Annotated in this window: 14 protein-coding genes; 5 read left to right on the top strand and 9 right to left on the bottom strand. The window is 67.6% G+C overall.

What is annotated here, in order from left to right; genetic code table 11:
- Positions 1-4 precede the first annotated feature (4 nt).
- From E5A73_RS09425 to E5A73_RS09395, 7 genes are all read right to left on the bottom strand, one after another.
- Entirely contained in the window at positions 5-1663 is a 1659-nt protein-coding gene (locus tag E5A73_RS09425) for an FAD-binding dehydrogenase (protein WP_135963553.1), read from the bottom strand.
- Positions 1663-3387: an AMP-binding protein gene (locus E5A73_RS09420; RefSeq protein WP_135963552.1), complete on the bottom strand. Its 1725-nt coding sequence runs from the start codon at positions 3385-3387 to the stop codon at positions 1663-1665. The genes E5A73_RS09425 and E5A73_RS09420 overlap by 1 nt, the downstream gene beginning before the upstream one ends.
- Positions 3384-4670, bottom strand: coding sequence for an acetyl-CoA C-acetyltransferase (locus E5A73_RS09415; protein ID WP_135963551.1), 1287 nt, complete (start codon positions 4668-4670; stop codon positions 3384-3386). The genes E5A73_RS09420 and E5A73_RS09415 overlap by 4 nt, the downstream gene beginning before the upstream one ends.
- On the bottom strand, positions 4654-5553 hold the full coding sequence (locus tag E5A73_RS09410; protein WP_206366434.1) for a MaoC family dehydratase: 900 nt from the start codon (positions 5551-5553) through the stop codon (positions 4654-4656). The genes E5A73_RS09415 and E5A73_RS09410 overlap by 17 nt, the downstream gene beginning before the upstream one ends.
- 11 nt (positions 5554-5564) lie before the next feature.
- Positions 5565-6860 carry a 3-oxoacyl-ACP reductase gene (locus E5A73_RS09405; RefSeq protein ID WP_135963550.1) on the bottom strand — a complete coding sequence of 432 codons (1296 nt, stop codon included), beginning with the start codon at positions 6858-6860 and terminating at the stop codon, positions 5565-5567.
- Positions 6857-9352 carry an acyl-CoA dehydrogenase gene (locus E5A73_RS09400; protein ID WP_135963549.1) on the bottom strand — a complete coding sequence of 832 codons (2496 nt, stop codon included), beginning with the start codon at positions 9350-9352 and terminating at the stop codon, positions 6857-6859. The genes E5A73_RS09405 and E5A73_RS09400 overlap by 4 nt, the downstream gene beginning before the upstream one ends.
- Before the next feature lie 309 nt (positions 9353-9661).
- On the bottom strand, positions 9662-10138 hold the full coding sequence (locus E5A73_RS09395) for a hypothetical protein (protein WP_135963548.1): 477 nt from the start codon (positions 10136-10138) through the stop codon (positions 9662-9664).
- Positions 10139-10373: 235 nt separating this feature from the next.
- Here E5A73_RS09395 and E5A73_RS09390 point away from each other — a divergent pair, with 235 nt between their 5' ends.
- Positions 10374-10982, top strand: coding sequence for a TetR/AcrR family transcriptional regulator (locus E5A73_RS09390; RefSeq protein WP_135963547.1), 609 nt, complete (start codon positions 10374-10376; stop codon positions 10980-10982).
- Between the two features lies 1 nt (position 10983).
- On the opposite strand, the gene E5A73_RS09385 is transcribed toward E5A73_RS09390, so the two are convergent.
- Together E5A73_RS09385 and E5A73_RS09380 are read right to left on the bottom strand one after the other, a co-directional pair.
- Positions 10984-11442 (bottom strand): DUF2147 domain-containing protein, encoded by a 459-nt coding sequence (locus tag E5A73_RS09385; RefSeq protein WP_135963546.1) that lies wholly within the window; start codon positions 11440-11442, stop codon positions 10984-10986.
- A 1-nt stretch (position 11443) separates the two neighbouring features.
- The gene (locus E5A73_RS09380; protein WP_135963545.1) at positions 11444-14773 is read right to left on the bottom strand and encodes a TonB-dependent receptor; all 3330 of its coding nucleotides are present in this window, start codon (positions 14771-14773) and stop codon (positions 11444-11446) included.
- A gap of 275 nt (positions 14774-15048) precedes the next feature.
- On the opposite strand from E5A73_RS09380, the gene E5A73_RS09375 reads away from it, so the two are divergent.
- From E5A73_RS09375 to E5A73_RS09360, 4 genes are read left to right on the top strand one after another with little or no spacing between them, the layout of a single operon-like run.
- Entirely contained in the window at positions 15049-15732 is a 684-nt protein-coding gene (locus E5A73_RS09375) for an ABC transporter ATP-binding protein (protein WP_135963544.1), read from the top strand.
- Entirely contained in the window at positions 15726-16925 is a 1200-nt protein-coding gene (locus E5A73_RS09370) for an ABC transporter permease (RefSeq protein ID WP_135963543.1), read from the top strand. The genes E5A73_RS09375 and E5A73_RS09370 overlap by 7 nt, the downstream gene beginning before the upstream one ends.
- Positions 16915-18384 carry a TolC family protein gene (locus E5A73_RS09365; RefSeq protein WP_240700109.1) on the top strand — a complete coding sequence of 490 codons (1470 nt, stop codon included), beginning with the start codon at positions 16915-16917 and terminating at the stop codon, positions 18382-18384. The genes E5A73_RS09370 and E5A73_RS09365 overlap by 11 nt, the downstream gene beginning before the upstream one ends.
- Positions 18381-19658 (top strand): efflux RND transporter periplasmic adaptor subunit, encoded by a 1278-nt coding sequence (locus tag E5A73_RS09360; RefSeq protein WP_168355870.1) that lies wholly within the window; start codon positions 18381-18383, stop codon positions 19656-19658. Before E5A73_RS09365 ends, E5A73_RS09360 begins: the two co-directional genes overlap by 4 nt.
- The last annotated feature ends 115 nt before the right edge of the window (positions 19659-19773 follow it).

Genomic DNA, 19773 nt, shown 5'->3' with positions numbered 1-19773 from the left:
CGGTTCAGCCCTGAACCACCGCCCTCCCCGCAGCGCGCCCGCTGAACAGGCAACCGCCGAGGAAGGTGCCCTCGAGCGAGCGATAACCATGCATCCCGCCGCCGCCGAAGCCCGCCGCTTCGCCCACCGCGAACAGCCCCGCGATCGGCTCGCCATCGGTACCGAGCACCCGCGCGTCGAGATCGGTCTCGAGCCCGCCCAGCGTTTTCCGCGTGAGGATGTTGAGCCGCACCGCGATCAGCGGTCCGTTTGCGGGATCGAGGATCGGGCGCGGCGGCGCGGTTCGCATCAGCCGCTCGGCCAGGCCCAATCGGGCATTGCGGATCCCCATCAGCTGGAAGTCCTTGGAGAAGCGATTGGCCAACTCGCGATCGCGCATCACGATCGAATCCTCGATCTTGCGCGGATCGAGCGGCGCGCCCTCCCCGACCCGGTTCATGCCCGCGACCAGAGTGGCGATGTCGTTCGCCACGAAGAAGTCCTCGCCATGCGTCTTGAACGCCTCGACCGGCTCGGGCGCGCGGCTGCGGCTGGTCACCCGGCGCAACGTCCGGCGCAGGCTGCGGCTGGTGAGGTCGGGGTTCTGCTCGGAGCCCGACAGCGCGAACTCCTTGCGGATGATCGACTGGTTGAGCACGAACCAGCTATAGGGGTTGCCGCCCTCAAGCAGGTAGCGCAGCGTCCCCAGCGTGTCGTACCCCGGCAGGAACGGCGGCGGCAGCCGATCGCCGCGCGAGTCGAACCACATTGACGACGGGCCGGGGAGGATGCGGATGCCGTGGTCCTTCCAGATCGGCCGCCAGTTCCGCAGCCCCTCGACATAATGCCACATGCGATCCGGGTGAGTCAGCCGCGCGCCGGCGGCCTGCGCGATGCCGATCATCCGCCCGTCGACATGTGCCGGCACGCCGCGCACCATGAACGCCGGCGGCGTTCCCATCCGCGCCGGCCAGTTGCGCCGGACCAGGTCGAGGTCGCCGCCAATCCCCCCCGAAGCGACGATCACCGAACGCGCGGTCAGCCGGAAATCGCCGATCGCGTCGCGCGTGCTGGCACCACCGCGCTCGACCTCGTCGGGCGCGAGCCGGGTGCCCGAAACCCCGGTGACGCGCCCACCTTCGGTCTCCAGCGCATCGACGCGGTGCCGCCACAGGAAACGCAGTTTGCCGTCGCGCTCGGCCGCACGGGCCAGCTCGGCAAAGGGCTTCACTACCCCCGGCCCCGCTCCCCAGGCGATGTGGAAGCGCGGCACCGAATTGCCATGCCCTTCGGCACGCCCGTCGCCGCGCTCGGCCCAGCCGACCACCGGCACGAACGACACGCCGAGCCCGCGCAGCCAATCGCGCTTTTCGGCCGCGGCGAAACGCACATAGGCTTCTGCCCAGCGCAGCGGCCATTTATCCTCGGGCCGATCGAATCCGGCGCTGCCCAGCCAGTCCTGCCATGCGAGGTCATGGCTGTCGCGGATGCCCAGCCGGCGTTGCTCGGGCGAGTTGACTAGGAACAGGCCGCCGAGCGACCAGAAGGCCTGCCCGCCAAGGCTCTGCTCCGGCTCCTGATCGACCACGATCACCGAGGCGCCGCGCGCCACTGCCTCGCTCGCCGCGACCAGCCCCGCCAGTCCGGCGCCCACCACGATCACATCGACTTCGCGGGGCGCCATCAGCGCAGCTCCCGCCGCAGGATCTTGCCGACATTGCTCTTGGGCAACGGCGTGTCGCGGAGCTCGACGATCGACGGCACCTTGTACCCGGTCAGTTGCGCCCGGCAGTGCGCGCGCACCGCTTCGCCCGAAAGCCCCGCTCCGCGCGGATGCACCACTGCCTTGATCCGCTCGCCCTTCACCGGATCGGGAACGCCGATCACCGCCACTTCGGCCACGTCCGGGTGGGTGGCGATCACTGCCTCTACCTCGGCGGGATAGACATTGAAGCCCGAGACGAGGATCATGTCCTTGATCCGATCGATCAGCCGCACTTCGCCATCCTCCCCCATCAACCCGACATCGCCGGTCGCGAACCAGCCGTCGTCTGACAATGCTCCTGCGCTCTCCTCGGGATGCCGCCAATAGCCCTGCATCACTTGCGGCCCGCGAACGCACAGCTCGCCGGGCTCGTCCAGTGCCGCCCAGCTGCCGTCGGCGCGGCGCATCCGCACTTCGGTCGACGGCACCGGCAGCCCGACGGTGCCGGTATAGCCCATCACTCCCGGCGCCGCGAAATCGACCGGGCGGATGCACACCACCGGCGCGCATTCGGTGAGTCCATAGCCCTCGACCAGCGGCTTGCCGGTGAGCGCCTCCCAGCGCCCCGCCACATCGGCGTGCGTCGCCATGCCCCCGGCAATCGTGAGCCGCAGCGTAGAAAAATCGCGGCTCCGGAAGTCCGGATCGTCCAGCAGGCTGGCGAACAAGGTGTTCACCCCGGCCATCCCGGTGAACCGCTCCTTCTTGAGGATCCAGCTCACCCGCTTCGTATCGCGCGGATTGGCGATCAGGATGTTGCGTCCGCCCACCCCCATGAACATCAGCAGGTTCGCGGTGAGCGAGAAGATATGGTAGAGCGGCAGCAGCGTGACGTTGGTCGGCACCTCGTCGTCGTGGATCTGGGTGAGCACCCAGGCGCGCCCCTGCAGCACATTGGCGACCACGTTGCGGTGCGTCAGCATCGCGCCCTTCGCCACTCCCGAAGTGCCCCCGGTGTATTGCAGGAATGCGAGGTCACCCTGCGCGATCTCGGGCTTGCGGTACTTCATCCCCCTCGCGCCGCGCATCACCTGCTTCCACCGGTGCATGCCGCGCTTCGGCCAGGGCGCCGGCTTCTGCCCGGCGAAACGCAGCATCAATCCGATCGCCGGCCCTCTGAGGGTGCCGAGCATGTCGCCCATGCTTGTCACCACGACTTCGCGCACCGCGGTCTGCTCGCGGATCGACGCGAAGGTCTCGGCGAACATGTCCATCACCACCAGCACCACCGCGCCGCTGTCGCGCAACTGGTGCGCCAGCTCGGGCGCGGTGTAGAGCGGGTTGACGTTGACCACCACCGCGCCGGCGAACAACGTGCCGAACAACGCCGCCGGATATTGCAGACAATTGGGCATCATCAGCCCGACGCGATCGCCCTTTTGCACCCCCACGCTCTGCAACCATGCCGCGAAGGCCTTGGCATCGCCCAGCATCTCGCAATAGGTCCGCCCGCTGCCCAGGCTGACGAAGCCGACACGGTCGGCGTAGCGCAGCGCGTCGCGCTCGAAGAGGTCGGCCATCGTTCCCGCCGCATCGAGCTCGGCGTCGATGGTTGCAGGAACGCCGGGGCGATAGAAGCGCGTCCAGAAGCGCTCGGCCCAGAGCCGATCCGCATCGTTCTGCGCGACCGGCTCGGCGGTCATTTCTCGACCACCGCCACGACGCCCTGCCCGCCCGCCGCGCAGATCGAAATCAGTCCGCGCCCACCGCCGCGGCGGTCGATCATCTGCGCAAGATTGGCGAGAATCCGCCCTCCGGTCGCCGCGAACGGGTGCCCCGCGGCAAGCGAGCTGCCGTTGACGTTGAGCTTCACACGATCGATCGATCCCGGCGGCACGTCGCGCCCCAGCCGCTCGCGCGCGAATTCCGGGTCTTCCCACGCCGCCAGCGTGCAGAGCACCTGCGCGGCGAACGCCTCGTGCAGTTCGTAAAAATCGAAATCCTGCAGCGGGATGCCGAGCTTGTCTAGCATCCGCGGCACGGCATAAGCCGGCGCCATCAGCAGCCCTTCGGCGCCGCTCACAAAATCGACCGCCGCGGCTTCGCCCGCGCGCAGATAGGCAAGGATCGGCAGGCCCCGTGCCTGCGCCCATTCCTCGCTGGCGAGCAGAACTACCGCGGCGCCGTCGGTCAGCGGAGTCGAATTGCCCGCGGTCAGCGTGCCGTGCGCCGGATCGAACGCCGGCTTGAGCTTGGCGAGCTTGTCGATGCTGCTGTCGGGACGCAGATTATTGTCGCGTGCCAACCCGCGCCACGGCACGATCAGGTCGTCGAAGTCGCCGCGATCATAGGCCGCCGCCATATTATGATGGCTGCGCACCGCGAGCGCGTCCTGATCGGCGCGGGATATGCCCCAGCTTTTGGCCATCAGTTCGCAATGTTCACCCATCGAGAGCCCGGTGCGCGGCTCGGCGTTTCGCGGCAGCTCGGGCTTGAACAGCATTCCCGGCCGGATCCTGGCCAACGCTTTCAGCCGCGCGCCGGTCGTCCTGGCGCGATTCGCGGCGAGCAGCGCCTGGCGGAAGCCCTCATTGACCGCGATCGGCGGGTCGGAGGTGGTGTCGGCACCGCCGGCGATGCCCACGTCGATCTGGCCGAGGGCGATCTTGTTGGCGACGAGGATCGCCGCCTCGAGCCCGGTGCCGCATGCCTGCTGGATGTCATAGGCCGGCGTCTCGGGCGACAGGCTCGTCGAGAGCACTGCCTCGCGAGTCAGGTTGATGTCGCGCGCCTGCTTGAGCACCGCACCCGCCGCGACTTCGCCCAGCCGTTCACCGGCGAGCCCGAACCGGTCGACCAACGCCTGCAGCGCAGCAGCCAGCATCTCCTGGTTCGAAGCCCGGGCATAGGTCGTGTTCGAGCGCGCGAACGGGATCCGGCTGCCGCCGAGGATCGCGACCCGGCGCGGTTCACTGATGCTGAGCATGTAGTTCCTCTTCGAAGACGGGATCGCGGCCGAGCCGGCCGACCAGGTGGAGCCGTTCGCCGGCACCGTCGCGCACCGCGAAGCCAGTGCCGTCGCCCGCGCGATCGGCGAAATGGGTCACGCGCCCGGGCAACAGGATCGGCGCCCGGAATGCCACGTCGATCGCGACCCGCTCGAGCGGCGCTGCGGGGAGCACCCGCGCCAGCGCCCGCGCCTTGGTCCACATGCCGTGCGCGATCGGCCGCTTGAAGCCGAACAGCCGAGCGCCCAGCCACGACAGGTGGATCGGGTTGCGGTCGCCCGAGAGGCGGGCGTAGCGCAGCGCCACTGCGCGTGCGATTGCCTCAGCGCCGGTCTGCGTCGTCGCCGCGTCTTCGTCCGACAGCGTCGAGATCGGGCCGCCGAGTGCCGATCGCGCGCCGCGCCGCAGATACACGCTTTCGCTCCGCCACACCGTCCCGCCGCCGAGTTGCGCCTCGGCGAGAATCGTGAAGGCTTGGCCGCGCGGATGGGACTGGAACCCGCCAAACTCCGCCGAGACGGTCAGCCGACCGCCGATCGCCATCGCGCCGTGCTGGACGATCCGGTTCCCGATGTGGACCGTTCCCGCCAGCGGATACGGAAAGTCGCGCCGCATCATCAGCTCGAGGTGGAGCGGGAAAGCGAGCAGATGTGGCCAAATCGGCGGCACGCCCTGCGCTTCGCTGAATCCGCAGAGCGCGCGATACTCTGCCAGTGGCGCCGCTTCGATCGCCAGATCGGGGCGAACCAGCCGCACGCCGGGCAACGCCGGATGCCTCGGCGCCGTCTTCGCCAACGTCACGAGTCCTGCCAACAGCACCGCGCCCGGCGAGGACGAACGCTCGACGATCAGCGTTTCCACGCCCACTTCGCTCAGGCCCCCAACAGGCTCTGACCGCAGACGCGGACGATCTCGCCCGAGATGCCGGCGCTGCCGGGATCGGCGAGCCAGGCGATCGTCTCCGCGACGTCCTCGGGCTGCCCGCCCTGCCCCATCGCGTTCATCCGCCGTCCCGCCTCGCGGATCGTGAACGGCACCGCGGCGGTCATCTGGGTCTCGATGAACCCCGGCGCGACCGCATTGGCCGTGATGCCGGCCGGCGCCACGTCGCGCGCCAGCCGCTGGATCCATCCGATCACCCCGGCCTTCGAGAAGGCGTAGTTGGTCTGCCCGACATTGCCCGCGATCCCGCTCAGCGAAGAGACCGCGACGATCCGTCCGCCGCTGCGTATCTGGCCGGCATTGAGCAAGGCGGCGGTGACGCGAATCGGTGCGGCGAGGTTCACTTCCATCACCGAATTCCAGCGATCCTGGTCCATCCGCGCGATCGTCTTGTCGCGCGTGATCCCGGCATTGTGGACGATCACATCGTACCCGCCCCTCGCGCGCGCATCCTCGACGATCCGCGCCGGCGCATCGGGCGCGGTGATGTCGAGCGCGAGCGCGCTGCCGCCGAGCCGAGCCGCCTGTTCGGCGAGCGCTTGCTGCGCCGCGGGGATGTCGAGACCCACGACATGCGCGCCGGCCCGCGCGAAGTTCTCGGCAATCGCCGCACCGATCCCGCGCGACGCTCCAGTAACGAGCACAATCCTTTTTCGGCTAGTCGATCCTGCCGCTGTCACGCCAACCCGGATCGCCTGCCCCGAGACATAGGCCGAGCGCCCCGAAAGCAGGAAAGCGAGCGTGCTCGCCAGCGCCGGCTCGCCCACCACCGGCAAATAGACCAGTTGCGCCGCAATCGCTCTGCGCGCCTCCTTGGCAAGCGAGCGCAGAAACCCTTCGAGCCCGCGCCAGATCGCGGCGGCCCCCTCGTCCGGCGCCTGATCGGGATCGTGCGCGAGCAGCACGATGCGGCCATTGGCCCGCACGCCGCGCAGATTCTCGTGGAAGATGCGATACAGCGTGCCGGTCGCTGCGACGGTCGTGCAGCCGGTGGCGTCGACGATCAGCGCATCCGCGCTCCCCCCACCGGCATGCGCTATGCCGAGCCGTTCGAGCTCGCACGTCAACAGCCCGCCTAGCCGCCCTCCGCCGGCGTCAGCAACCAGCGCAGACTTGGCCAGGCGCGCCGGATCGCGGTCGATCGGCACCGGCTGCGGCAGTCCGAGCGCGCCGGTCAGCCAGTGCCCGATCCCCGAATTGGCGAAGTCGAGATAGCGGTCACTCATTCCGCAGCCTCGGCAAGCGCGCCGGGCTTGCCGGCATCGCGCTGGCGGAGCCCTTCGGCGAGCCCGAAATCGGACGGGAAATCATCGACCTGGATCGCCATGTCGGCATGCTGTGCGAAGCGGATGATCGCATCGCGCTCGCTGGCATCGATCAACCCCTGGGCTTCGACATCCGCCGCCCATTTGCCCAGCGCGCCGAAATTCTGCGGCAGCCGCGCGATCCTGCCGGCGCGGATCGCCGGACGCAGCCGTGCCTCGATCGAAGAAACCGCGGGATAGAGCTCGAAAGCGACATGCGTCGCTGCGATCGAATCGACTTCCATCCGCGGCGTCCACGATCCCGCGAGCAGCCGATCGCGCGCCGGCCCGTGCGACTGGACGAGCTGCGCCACCGCGGCGGCGGCGCGATCGTCGGGCCCCGCAAACCGCCCGCCGAACGGCCGCACCAGCAGCCGCAGCGCAAGTGCCGCAAATCGGCTCGGATGGTTGGCGATCACTTCGCGCAAGGCAGTATCGGCACGCGCCAGCGCGTCGCGCGCCGCCCAGTGCACGAACGGCAGGTCCGCGGCGGGGCGCCCCTCGTCCTCGAAACGCTTGAGCACCGCCGAGAGGATGAAGAGCTGCGACAATATGTCGCCCAGTCGTCCGGTCACCGTCTCGCGCCGCTTGAGCGTGCCGCCCAGCGTGGCCATCGACACATCGCTCGCCAGCGCCAGCGCCGTCGAGAGCCGGGTCGCGCGGCGGTAATAAAGCGCTAGCTCGGGCGCGGCGTCGGCAGGGGGCGGGATCAGCGCACCCGCCGGAGTCGCGAACACCAGCGCCCGCGCCGCATTGCGCAGCAGGAACGCGAAATAGCCGAACAACGCCTTGTCGAACCGCGCGAGCCCCGCTTTGCCCTCCTCCTCCGCCGAGCGCAGCAGCGTCAGGATATAGGGATGGCAGCGGATCGCGCCCTGACCAAAGATGATCAGCGTGCGCGTCATGATGTTGGCGCCCTCGACGGTGATCGCGATCGGGATCTGCTGATAGGCCCGCGCGAGGAAATTGCCCGGCCCCATGCAGATGCCCTTGCCGCCGATCAGGTCCATCCCGTCGTTGACGATCAGCCGGGCGCGCTCGGTGACATGGTATTTGGCGATCGCCGAGACCACCGAGGGCTTCTCGCCCTGATCGAGCCCGCTCGCCGCCAGCCGCCGCGTCGCATCGATCGCATAGAGATGCCCCGCCATCCGCGCGAGCGGCTCCTGGACACCTTCGAACATCCCGATCGGCACGTTGAACTGGCGCCGGATCGCGGCATAGGCACTGACCCCGCCCACGGCGAGCTTAGCCATGCCGACGTTGGACGAAGGCAGCGAGATCGCCCGCCCCGCCGCCAGGCACTCCATCAGCATCCGCCAGCCATTGCCGACCTGCTCGCGCCCGCCGATCACCATCTCGATCGGCACGAACACCTCGTCGCCGGAAGTCGGACCGTTCTGAAACACCGCATTGAGCGGCCAGTGCCGTCGCCCGATCTGCACTCCGGGATGGTCGCGCGGGATCAGCGCGCAGGTGATCCCGAGATCGGCCTCGCCGCCCAGCAGACCTTCGGGATCGCGCACGCGAAAGGCGAGTCCGAGCACCGTCGCGATCGGCGCCAGCGTTATGTAACGCTTGTTCCAGCTGACCCGAAAGCCGAGCGTCTCGCGCCCCTGCCAAACGTCGCGACAAATCACGCCCGTATCGGTGATCGACGCGGCGTCGGACCCCGCATAGGGGCTGGTCAGCGCGAAGCACGGAATCTCCTCGCCGCGCGCGAGCCGCGGCAGATAATGGTCCTTCTGCGCGCCGGTGCCATAGTGGAGCAGCAATTCCGCGGGCCCGAGCGAATTGGGCACCATCACCGATACCGCCGCTGCCGAGCAGCGCGTCGACAATTTCTGGATCACCTGGCTGTGCGCATAGGCCGAGAAGCCCAGCCCGCCATAAGCTTTGGGGATGATCATCCCCAGAAAGCCCTTGTCGCGCGCATAGGCCCAGGCGGCGGGCGGCATATCCTGCCACACCGCGCTGCTCTCCCAGTCGTTGGCGATGTCGCAGAGCTGTTCGGTCTCGACGTCGAGGAAACGCTGCTCCTCCCCGGTGAGCGACGGCGCCGGCGTGGCGAGCAACCGCCGCCAATCGGGCTTGCCCGCGAACAGCTCGGCATCCCACCACACCGTGCCCGCATCGATTGCCGCCTGTTCGGTCGGGCTCATCCGCGGCATGATCTTGCGGAACATCGTGCGCAGCGGCGCGGCGAGCAGCACGCGGCGCACCGGGTGCACCGCCAGCATCAGCAGCGGCACCAGCGCGACCGACAGGATCGCGGCAGTCTGCCACCCGATCACGCCCAGCGCATAGCCGGCGCCGATCCACGCGGCGGACACCATCAAATGCAGCCAGGCATGTGCCTGCACCAGGATGAGCGCGAAGCCCGCGACGATCAATGCGCCGATCCAGAACGCCATGGCCAATCTCCAGTCGCCGTGATATTGACATCAATGTCAATATTGCATGGCCGGCGTCAAGGTGCAAAATGGGCGGGCCTTGAGGAGGGTCCCCGCTGCGCGACGCTCGGCGAGGCCGCGCCGGTGCGCCGTTTCAAGCGGCTGCACGAGAGCGGATCGAGGAAAAAAACCGAGCGGCCGCCTTGCCTGGACCAGGTTGGCGTCGGGTCGAAGACGCTGCCGGCAGGTTCGGCGCATCGCCGCTCGGCGAGGTCGGTGGATTTGCAATGTGGGCCGGATCGACAGGGTGCCGTCCGGCCCGGATACGCCTCACGGGATGGTGAAGGTAACCTTCGGCGAGACCTGGACCTTGCCAGTGACTTTGCAGTCACCGATGCCCGAAGTCTTCGGGATCGTCGCGTTGGTGTAGGTGATCACCCCCGTCGACTGGTTGTACGCCCCGGTCAGGCTACCCGCGCAGTTTCCGGTGATCCCGGTGACGATGACTCCGTTCAGCGTGATCGAAGTCAGCGAGCCCGAAGTGACCGTATAGGGGGCCCCCGTGAACGTCACCGAGCTGCACAGGCCGCCGCTGAGGGTAATCGAGCTGACGCTGGCCGCGCCGCCGGAGACCGTGCCGCCGCCGCTGAGACTGCAGCTGAGCGTGATTCCCTTGCTGACGGTGATCGTGCCGATATTAGTCAGGGTGAAGGCGCCGCTCGGCGAGAAGGTCTGCGCCGATGCCTGGGGCACCAGGAACGCGGCCGACGCGGCAAGCGCGCCTGCTGCCAGGATTTTCTTGATCATCATTCCTCTCCTCGTTTTTTTTGGGCATTGGGCTGCCCGTTCGGAGGCGGCACTCCCTGCCTCCCCCATCTCAAACGACGCGCGCGGACCGGGACCGGGGGGATATCGCGCGAAATACAGGGCAAGGCAGCAGACAAATGCGGACCAGTCACGGGAAAGAAGAATCGTGGATGAACACAAGTCAGTTGCCCCGCGTCTACTTTGTCGCGACTGATCCTTCGACTATGCCCAAGACATGACCATCTCGCCCACCAAGCGACGCAAACGCAGCGCCACCGAAGCCCGCGACGAAGCGCTCGCCGCCGCGCGGAGCCTGCTCCTCGAACGGGGACCGGCGGCGGTTACCCTCGCAAATGTGGGGCGCGCGATCGCGATGTCGCACACCAACGTCATTCACCATTTCGGCTCGGCGGCGGGGCTCCAGACCGCGTTGATGGAGGCGATGATCCGCGACCTCGCGGACGCGCTCGGCGATGCGGTCAGCGCGCTCTATGTCGATGCCGACGCGCCGACCCGCCTTGTCGATCGGGTGTTCGACGCGTTCGGCAAAGGAGGCGCCGGCCAGCTCGCCGCGTGGCTCGTCCTCGCGCGCGAACTCGACTATTTCGATTCGCTCGAGCAGGCGGTTGCCGACCTTGTCGCGGCGGTCCGCGCGCGCGTACCGGACAGCCCCGACAGCGAGGCGCGGATCCGCGACATCGTCCTGCTGGTCGCGGTCTCGGCGTTCGGCGACGCACTGATAGGTCCGCACTTGCGCCGCATGCTCGGCCAGGAAGCGGGCGCCATGCGGCAACTCATCGCGCAGATCCTGCCGCTGCTGATCGCGCCGCCGCCGCGCGGCTAGTTCAACGCGCGCGCCGCCACGTCTGGGTCTTGCACAGGAACATCGCGATACAGCCCTGCACCTTGAGCGTATCGGGATCCGCCAGCGTCAGCGTGCCCGATCCGGCCAAATTGCCCGTCTCCGGATCATAGAGCGGCCCGCCCTTCCACCTGCCCGGCCCACCCGAGAACCCGTTCAGCACCCGCACGCCCAGCACCTTGCGGCTGCGCTGCGCCCGGTCCGGGTTGCGCACGTCGCGCTGGTCCGGATTGACCCGCAGCCGCACCCCGTCGACCACCCGGCCGCACAGCGCCTCCCCGCAGCGGTGGATCTCGACCACCCCGCCCTCGCGCTCGGTGTGCCAGCGGCCGATCAGCGCCTTGTCGCCTGCCTGCCCCGCAGAAGCCGCGGCGGTCAGTGCAACGACGAGCGCTGCCGCCGTCGCGAGGGCGCACTGACCCCGCCTTCCCGACCGTTCCATCTCAGAAGCGCTTCGACAGCCGGAACCCGAAGATCCGCGGCTCCGAGGTGAACACGTTGGTGGTTAGCCCAGTATCATCCGAATTGGTGAAGGCGTCGGTGATCGGCGTGCTGTTGAAGACGTTCTTCACATAGAATTGCGCGGTCATATCCCATTTCGCATTTTCGATCGTCAGTGCCAGATTGGCATTGTCCCAGCCGTGCAGCCGATCATAGGCAGTGTTGTAAACGCGCGCATAGCTCGGGCCCTGGCGGTAATAATCGCCGCGCAGCGTGACCTTCCATTCGTCGCGAAACAGGCTGTATTGCGCGCCGACATTGAGCGTCAGCCGCGGCGAATTGGGCAGTTCGTTGCCGCTCAGATCGGCATAGAAGCCGCGCCCGCCATTGGGCGCGCCACTGCGTGCAGCGGTGGCGCCGAACGGCTGGACCGGACTCTTCGTGGGGTCATAGGGCAGCAACGGGTCGTAGAGGAGATCGAACATCGCATAAAGCGGCAGCAGCCCGTTCGGCTCCTCGGGCTCATAATCGCCATAGCGGTTCGACGCGCTGCACAACGCCGCCAATGCCGTGGCGCCCAGCCCGCCATCGGGGCCCAGCGACAAGGGCGAGTTCAGGATCGCTTCCACCGCGACGCGCGGCGCGATGCAGTTGGACGGCACCTGCACCCAAGGCCTTACCAACACCCAATCGGGATTGCCCTGGGTGCGGTTCATCACGTCGATCGATTGCTCGCCGTCGGCGATGCGGGTGCGCAGATAGCCAAGATTGGCATCCAGCCGAAAGTTGCGCGAGGGCTGCCACCATGCCTCCGCCTCGAGCCCCATCGAAGTCGAATCGAAATTCTCGTTGAGCGAAATGCGATCGACGATCTGTGAGACCTGGTAGTTGGTGTAATCATAATAGAAGCCGGTCAGGTTGAGCCCGGCTCTGCCGTCGGCAAACACGTTCTTGGTGCCGATCTCGAACGCGTTGACATATTCGGGCGCAAAAGTCTGCGCGAGCGGCTGGTAGCGGACGATCGTCGGATCGAAATCCACCCGCGGCGGGTTCGAGCCGCCGCCCTTATAGCCATGCGAGAACGACGCATAGATCAGGGTATCCTTGGTGAAGCCAAGGTCGGGCTTCCAGTCGATCACCGCGCGGCCGCTGAAGCGTTGCCACTTCTGGACGATGTCGGGCTGCGCCGGATAGCCAATCGCCGCCTTGCCGCCCGTCAACGTGCCCATCACGCCGCCAATCCCGAGCAGCAACTGACTCGGATAGGGCGTGCTGGTCTTGGTGTCGTTGGTGTAGCGCAGACCACCGGTGAGCTTCAGCCGATCGGTGAGCTTGTAATATAGTTCGCCGAACAGGGCCCAGCTTTCGGTTTGAACTTCGTTCTTGCTGCGGAAATAATTGTGCCCCTCGCCGTTGATCTTGTCGAGCGGGTTCGGGTCGATATAGATGCAGGCCGCATCGGTGTCGGTTGGGCTGGTCGGCTGGCAAGGCAGTGTGCGCATATTGTACGTAAACTTATCATAATCGAAGCCATTTTGATCCAGATTATAGAAATATCTCCCGATAAGCGTGAATAGATTGCTGAATACGTAATAATCATCTTTCGATTTGAAGTTTAGATAGTTACCTCCAAAATTGACATTCAGCGGCCCGTCCCAGGACGATTGCAAACGAAGCTCCTGCGTCCATTGCTCGTTGCTTGATTTGCTGAGATCCACCGACAGGAACCGGTTCGAAGCCCCCAGTTGCGGGTCAGTGAAGATCCCGCCGGGCGTGACATCCGGCGCCACCAGCGTAAAATCGACGGCGCGGGTCAATCCGGGCTCGGTCGAATTGCCGAAGATCGGATTGGACGCGAACCGGCTGTAATCCTGCGAAGAATAATAGCGATCACGTGCATAGGCAGTCTGCGAGATCAGCCGCAGCCCGTCGGCCAACCCGATGTCGAGGTTGAGCTGGTAGAAATCGTTCTTGGCGCGAAAAACCGGATCATAGCTGGTCGAAATCTCGCGCAGGTTTCGCGACTGGGTGATGCCTGCATAGGGATCGGTCAACGGCCGCACTGCCGATACCGTTGTCCCGTCCGGCCGGTCCCCGAGGCCGATGTTGCTCGCGATCAGGACATGCGGGAAGCTCTCCGCATTGGGAACGCCGAACGCATCGTCGGAGAATAACGTCCCCGGCAGGCAGCCCTGGCTGAACCGTGCGCGCAGCGTGTCGGGGACCTCCGTGTTGCCGATCTTGGCTGGTCCGGGATCGCGCGTGCACAATTGCTTGCCGCTGCGCGAGCGATTGTCGTCTTCCTCGAAATGCTGCCAGATCATGCTCGCGCGGAAGCCGGCGGAGGGCTCCCACAATGCGGAGATGCGCGTCGTCCACAGATCGCGCCCGTTCACGCGCGTATCGTTGAAGCGGTTATACTCGAAGCCGTCCCGCTTGGTGTAGGCGCCCGCCGCGCGTACCGCGAGCGTAGAGCTGAGCGGCAGATTGACCATCCCGCTCACGCGGCGGGTCTCGTAATTGCCGACCTCGGTCTCGATTTCGGCGCCGAACTTGTTCGAGGGCAAGGCCGGCAGCACGTTGACCACGCCCGCGGTTGCGTTCCGTCCATACAGCGTGCCCTGCGGCCCGCGCAGCACCTCGACGCGCTGGAGGTCGAGGAATTCCTGCTCGAACAGCCGGTTGCGGATCAACGGCGTGTTGTTGAAGCTGACCGCCACCGCCGGATCGGTGCTCGCCGACACCGCCTTGGTCCCCACCCCGCGGATCGAGAAGTTATAGCCGGAGAAATTGCTCTTCGAAAAGGTGACGTTGGGGATCGCGCGCAGCAATTCGCCGCCCGTCTCGATCTTCAGATTGTCGAGCGCCGCCCCCGAAAAGGCCGAAACCGCGATCGGCACGTCCTGGATCGACTCTTCGATCTTCTGCGCGGTGACGAGGATTTCGCCGTCATTGTCCGGCGGCGGCGGCGGCGACGCCGCCTGGTCCTGGGCGCCCGTGGTCATCGCGCGCGCCGCGACCACGACATAGAGGTTGCCACGCTGACGATAGGTCAGTCCCGTTCCGCGAAGCAGAACGCCCAGCGCCAGCTCGACATCGCTGGTAGCTGCATAGCGCGGGGCCATCTTGCCCTGGGTCAGCGCCGAATCCGCGAGGATCGAAACGCCGCTCTGCATCGCCAGATCGCGCAGTGCGGTGGCAAGTGGCTGTGCTTCGATCTTGAAGCTGGTCTCGCGCGGTGTCGCCTGCCCCGCCCCCGCAGTCGCGACCAATCCAAGATTGGCCACTCCGACAAGCAGAATATGACGCAGCTTCGGCGCGATAACACCCATGGATATCCCCTCCTGGTCGAGGCTCGTGCCTCGGTTGTTCGCTGCGGCGTGCCACAGTCTAGAACTACGACGCCGAAACCACGAGGCCGGGGGGACCCGCAAAAAAATATCTACACGGATGTCAGTACATATCCACATCGCGGTGTTCGCAGCCGCAACAGTGGGCATCACGTTGCACCGCACAACTTCGTGAAATCGGCAATTCTACGACAAAATGGGGCCCTATTGACACCGATCGGGCGATCATTCCTGTTCGCCTCCGGGTGGAGGTCGGTGTGCTTAGGCTTGAAAGCGTCTCCAAATACTATGCTGCGCCTGATCGCGCGATCGCCGTGCTCGATGAAGTCACGCTGTCGATTGCGAGCGGCGAGTTCTGTGCACTGGTAGGCCCGTCCGGTTCGGGCAAGAGCACCTTGCTCAATCTGATCGGCTTGCTCGATCGGCCGAGCAGCGGGACGCTGTGGATCGACGGCGAAGCGGTTGCCGGCTGCTCTGCGCACGAGAGCGCACGGCTGCGCAACCGGCTGATCGGCTTCGTCTTCCAGTCCTTCCATCTGCTTCCGCGCCTCACGGCGTGGCAGAACGTCGCGCTGCCATTGCAATATCGCGGCGTCCCACGCGACGCCCAGCGCGCCGCGGCCGAGGCGATGCTCGCCCGCGTGGGCCTTGCCGATCGCACCGGACATCTACCCGGCCAGTTATCCGGAGGGCAGAGCCAGCGCGTCGCCATCGCCCGCGCGCTGGTCGGCGCACCGCGGCTGCTGCTGGCGGACGAGCCCACCGGCAGCCTCGACAGCAGCACCGCGCAGGACGTGATGGCGCTGCTCGCCGCGCTCAATGCCGAGCTCGGCGTGACCGTCGTGATGGTCACGCACGACCGCGAGCTCGCCGCGTCCTGCCCGCGCCAGATCGCATTGCGAGACGGACGCGTACTCGGCAGCGGATCCGGAACATGCTGATCGCACTACCCGGCATCCAGGCGCGGCTCGGTGACACCCTTGCCGAGGCGTGGAGCAACCTGCGCTCGCAGGGCCGCCGCTCCGCGCTCGCTTTGCTCGGTATCATGATCGGCACGGCGTCGATCATCGCGATGCTCAATGGCGGGCACATGGCGCAGCGCGAATCGCTGAAGCTGTTCGCCAAGCTTGGGGTCGACATGCTCCAGATCGGGTCGGCGCCCACCGGCGATCGCCCTGCATTGCTGTCGCAGGCAGCGATCGACGCACTTGCCCGCACCGATCCCGACGTGATCGAGGCCGTCCCGCTCGCCAACGGTCGCGCGGCGGCGCGCACCGGCGGGAGAACCGCGGATATCGCCATCCTCGCGGCGCCGCCGGCACTGGCAACGCTGGCAAACCTGCGCCTCGCCGCGGGGCGGCATCCCGCCGCCGTCGAGGAATGTGCGCTGTCGGGGGTGCTCGGCGATGCCGCCGCGCGTGCGCTCTCCGGGCCCGCCGCGGCGGTCGGCCCGGGCAGCGCCGTGCTGATCGGCGGCTATGGCTATACGATCGTCGGCGTGCTGGCACCGGTGGTGCCCGAGACGCTCGATCCGGTCGACTACAACATGGCGGTGCTGATTCCGCTTCATTGTGCCCGGCGGATCATTCCCGATGGCGGCCCCACCGGGTTGCTCGTCCGGTTGCGCCCCGGCGCCGACACCCAGGCGGCGAGCGAACGGATCACCGCGCGCCTCGCTACGCCCGATGCCAAGCTCACCGTGCTCGACGCGCGATCGATCCTGCGGACGATGCAGGAGCAAAAGGCCGTGCATTCGCGGATGCTGATCTGGATCGGCGCGGTTTCGCTGCTCGTCGGTGGGATCGGCGTAATGAACGTCATGCTGATGAGCGTGATGGAACGCCAGCGCGAGATCGGCCTGCGCGCGGCCACCGGCGCCACCCCCACCGATATCCGCATCCTGTTCCTCCTCGAAGCAGTCCTGCTGACGATCGCGGGCGGCGCCATCGGCTCGGCGCTCGGAGCGGCAATCGCCTGGGTCATCGCCCACAGTTCGGGCTGGGACTTCGCCCTCGCCCCGTGGACGCTCGCGCTCGGCCCCGCCGCCGCCGGCGGCATGGGGCTGGTCTTCGGCCTCTATCCTGCAATCACTGCTTCGCGGCTCAACCCGATCGAGGCGCTGCGTGCGGATTAGACCGGAAGTCCTTGCCTGCGCATTGCTATGCGCGCCGCACCCGGCGCTGGCCCAGGCGCGGGCGACGGCGCCGATCGCCGGGATTCCCTCGCCCTCGGGCATACGCCCCTCGGCGCTCGACCGGCCGGTGCCGATCAGCCTGGTCGATGCGGTGGCACTTGGCGTTCGCGACAATCGCGACATCCGCGCTGCCTTCCTCGAGCGCGCCGCGCAGCGCTTTCGCCTGCGTGCCGCCGAACAGCGCTTCGCCCCGAGGCTCGATGTCCTCGCCGACATCTATCGCGACGATCGTGCCGGAATCGTCACGCACCAGGGCAGTGTCGGGGGCGTCGGCAGCCTGTTGCTCCCCAGCGGCGCGCAAATCGGCTTCGTGTGGGACCGTCGCCAGCGGCTCGACCGCCGCGGAGACAGCGACGTCGCCACCCTCGCGGTCACCCAGCCATTGCTGCGCGGCGGCGGCTTCGCAGTGAACCGCGCGCCGCTCCGTATCGCCCGGCTCCAGGATTCGATCGAGCGGCTCGCACTCCGCAACACGCTGTCCGAAGGGATCAGCCGGATCGCCTTCGCGTATCGTTCGCTCCAGCAGGCACAGGAGCAGGTTCGCCTCGCCGAATTCGCGCTCGGGCGCACCGCCGATCTGATCGCCACCAACCGTGCGCTGATCGACGCCGGCCGGATGGCGGCGGCCGACATCGTCCAGAGCGAGGCCGATCAGGCCAACCAGCAAGTCGCGCTCCATCAGATGCGGCAGCAGCGCAATTCGGCGCAGCTCGCCTTGCTCGAGCAGCTCGCGCTCGATCCGGTCACCAATATCGTCGCCGCCGATCCAATCGCCGCCGAACAGGTCCCCATAGACACCGAGCATGCCATCGAAATCGCGCGTGCCAGTCGCATGGACCTGCTCGCGCAGCAGCGATCTGTCCAACAGGCGCAGGAGGGGCTGCGCCTCGCCCGCAACCAGCGGCTCTGGGACCTCTCGCTGGTCGCCACTGCGACGCGGTTCGCAGGGCGCGATCCGCTGCTTGGTCCCCTTCCCACCCTGAATGACAATCGCGTCGGCGTCCAATTGGCGATTCCGCTCGGCGATCCCGCGCCGAAGCTCGCGGTGATCGAGGCCGATACCAGCCTGCGCACTGCCGAGCTGCGCCTCGAAGCCCTCGATCAATCGGTCGAAACGCAAGTGCGCGACGCCGCGCAGCGCGTCGAGGCGGCCTGGTCGCAAGTCGAAGCCGCCCGCCGCTTCAAGGCGCTTTCGGCGCGCGCCGTGGAGATCGCCCGCGACAAGCTCGCCGCCGGCCGCTCGAGCAATTTCGAAGTGCTGTCGCTCCAGGACGCGCTCCGCGCCGCCGAAATCCAGGAGCTCGCTTCGATGATCTCCTATCTCGACGCGCTAACGTCATTCGATCTCCAGATCGGCGCCACGCTTGAAAGCTGGAAGATCGAATGGAGCGCCGAATGACCCCCACGGTCCGCAGCCGCCGCGCGCTCTGGCTCGGAGTCGTCGCGCTCCTCGTCGCCGCGTTCGGCTGGTGGTGGACCGGCGCGCATGCCGACAAGGCTGAGGTTCCTGCCGAGCGCAGCCTCGTCGTGCAACGCCAGCCCTTCGTCGCCACATTGGCCTTTGCCGGCAAGATCGCGGCTGGCGACGCTGTCAGCGTCACCGCGCCGTTCGACGGCGCGGTGCGGACGATCGACTTCGCTTATGGCGCGCGCGTCGCAGCAGGCGACGTGCTGCTGGTGCTCGACACGCAGGAGATCGCCGCGGCGCGCAACCAGGCCGAGGCCGCCTATCTCAAGGCGCACCAGCCCGCCGACGACATCGCCAATTGGCCGCGCGGCCCGGAAGTCGCCGCTGCCCGCCGTCGCGTCCGCCTCGCGGCGCTCGACCTCGCACGGCTCGAACGGGAGGCGCGCGAGAGCCGGCGGCTGCTCGACAAGGGGCTCATCGCGCGCAACGAGCATGACGGTGTCGAGCAGCAGCTGGTGGCGCAGCGGATGACCGCCGCCGCCGCCAATGACGAACTCGCCGACACGCTTGCGCGCGGAAGCCCCGCCGCCGCCCGCATCGCCAGGCTCGAGCTCGAAAATGCCCGCGCCGGGCTGCACCGCACCGAAACCCAGATCGGCCAAGCGGTGATCCGCGCGCCGGCATCCGGAGTGCTCGTCGCGCCACCGTCACCGGGTGCGAAGCTGGTCGAGGGCCCGCTCCACCCCGGAACCCGCGTCACACGCGGACAGCTGATCGGCACGGTTGCGCGCGACGGGGGGCTTTCGGTCATCTTCGAGGTCGACGAGTCCGATGTGAATGCGCTCGCGGTCGGCCAGCCCGTGATCGTCACCGGCGCGGGCTTCGCCGGGGTTGCGCTCGGCGGCAAGGTCGCCGCGTTCGCCGCACCGACCGAGGCCGCCACCGGGCCGACCCGCTTCGTCGCCAGCGCCCGGCTCGATCCTTTGCCCGCCGATCAGGCTGCGCGCGTGCGCATCGGCATGAGCGCTGCGGTCGCGGTGATCGCCTATCAGGCGCCTGCCGCGATCGTTGTCCCGCCCGAGGCGCTGATCGGCACCGCGCCGCAGGCCCGGGTCAAGGTTCGCGCCGCGGGGCGCGTCATTGAGCGCCAGGTCACGGTGGGCCAGATCACGCCGGCTGGCGTCGAGATCCGCGCGGGGCTCCGCCCCGGCGAGACCGTCGTCTGGGCGGACCCGACCGCAGCGCCACGGGAGGGGACCGACTGATATGGCGAACCCGCAATCCCCCCACCCGCCGCGCCCGTGCGTCTGTAAGATAGGGGCGGGGTTCGTCCGTGAGCGGGGATCGGAGCCATGTGGTCGCGCGCCACATCATTGCAGG

The sequence above is a fragment of the Sphingomonas gei genome (assembly GCF_004792685.1).
Taxonomy (GTDB): domain Bacteria; phylum Pseudomonadota; class Alphaproteobacteria; order Sphingomonadales; family Sphingomonadaceae; genus Sphingomonas; species Sphingomonas gei.
This window is presented reverse-complemented; position numbering and strand designations above follow the sequence as displayed.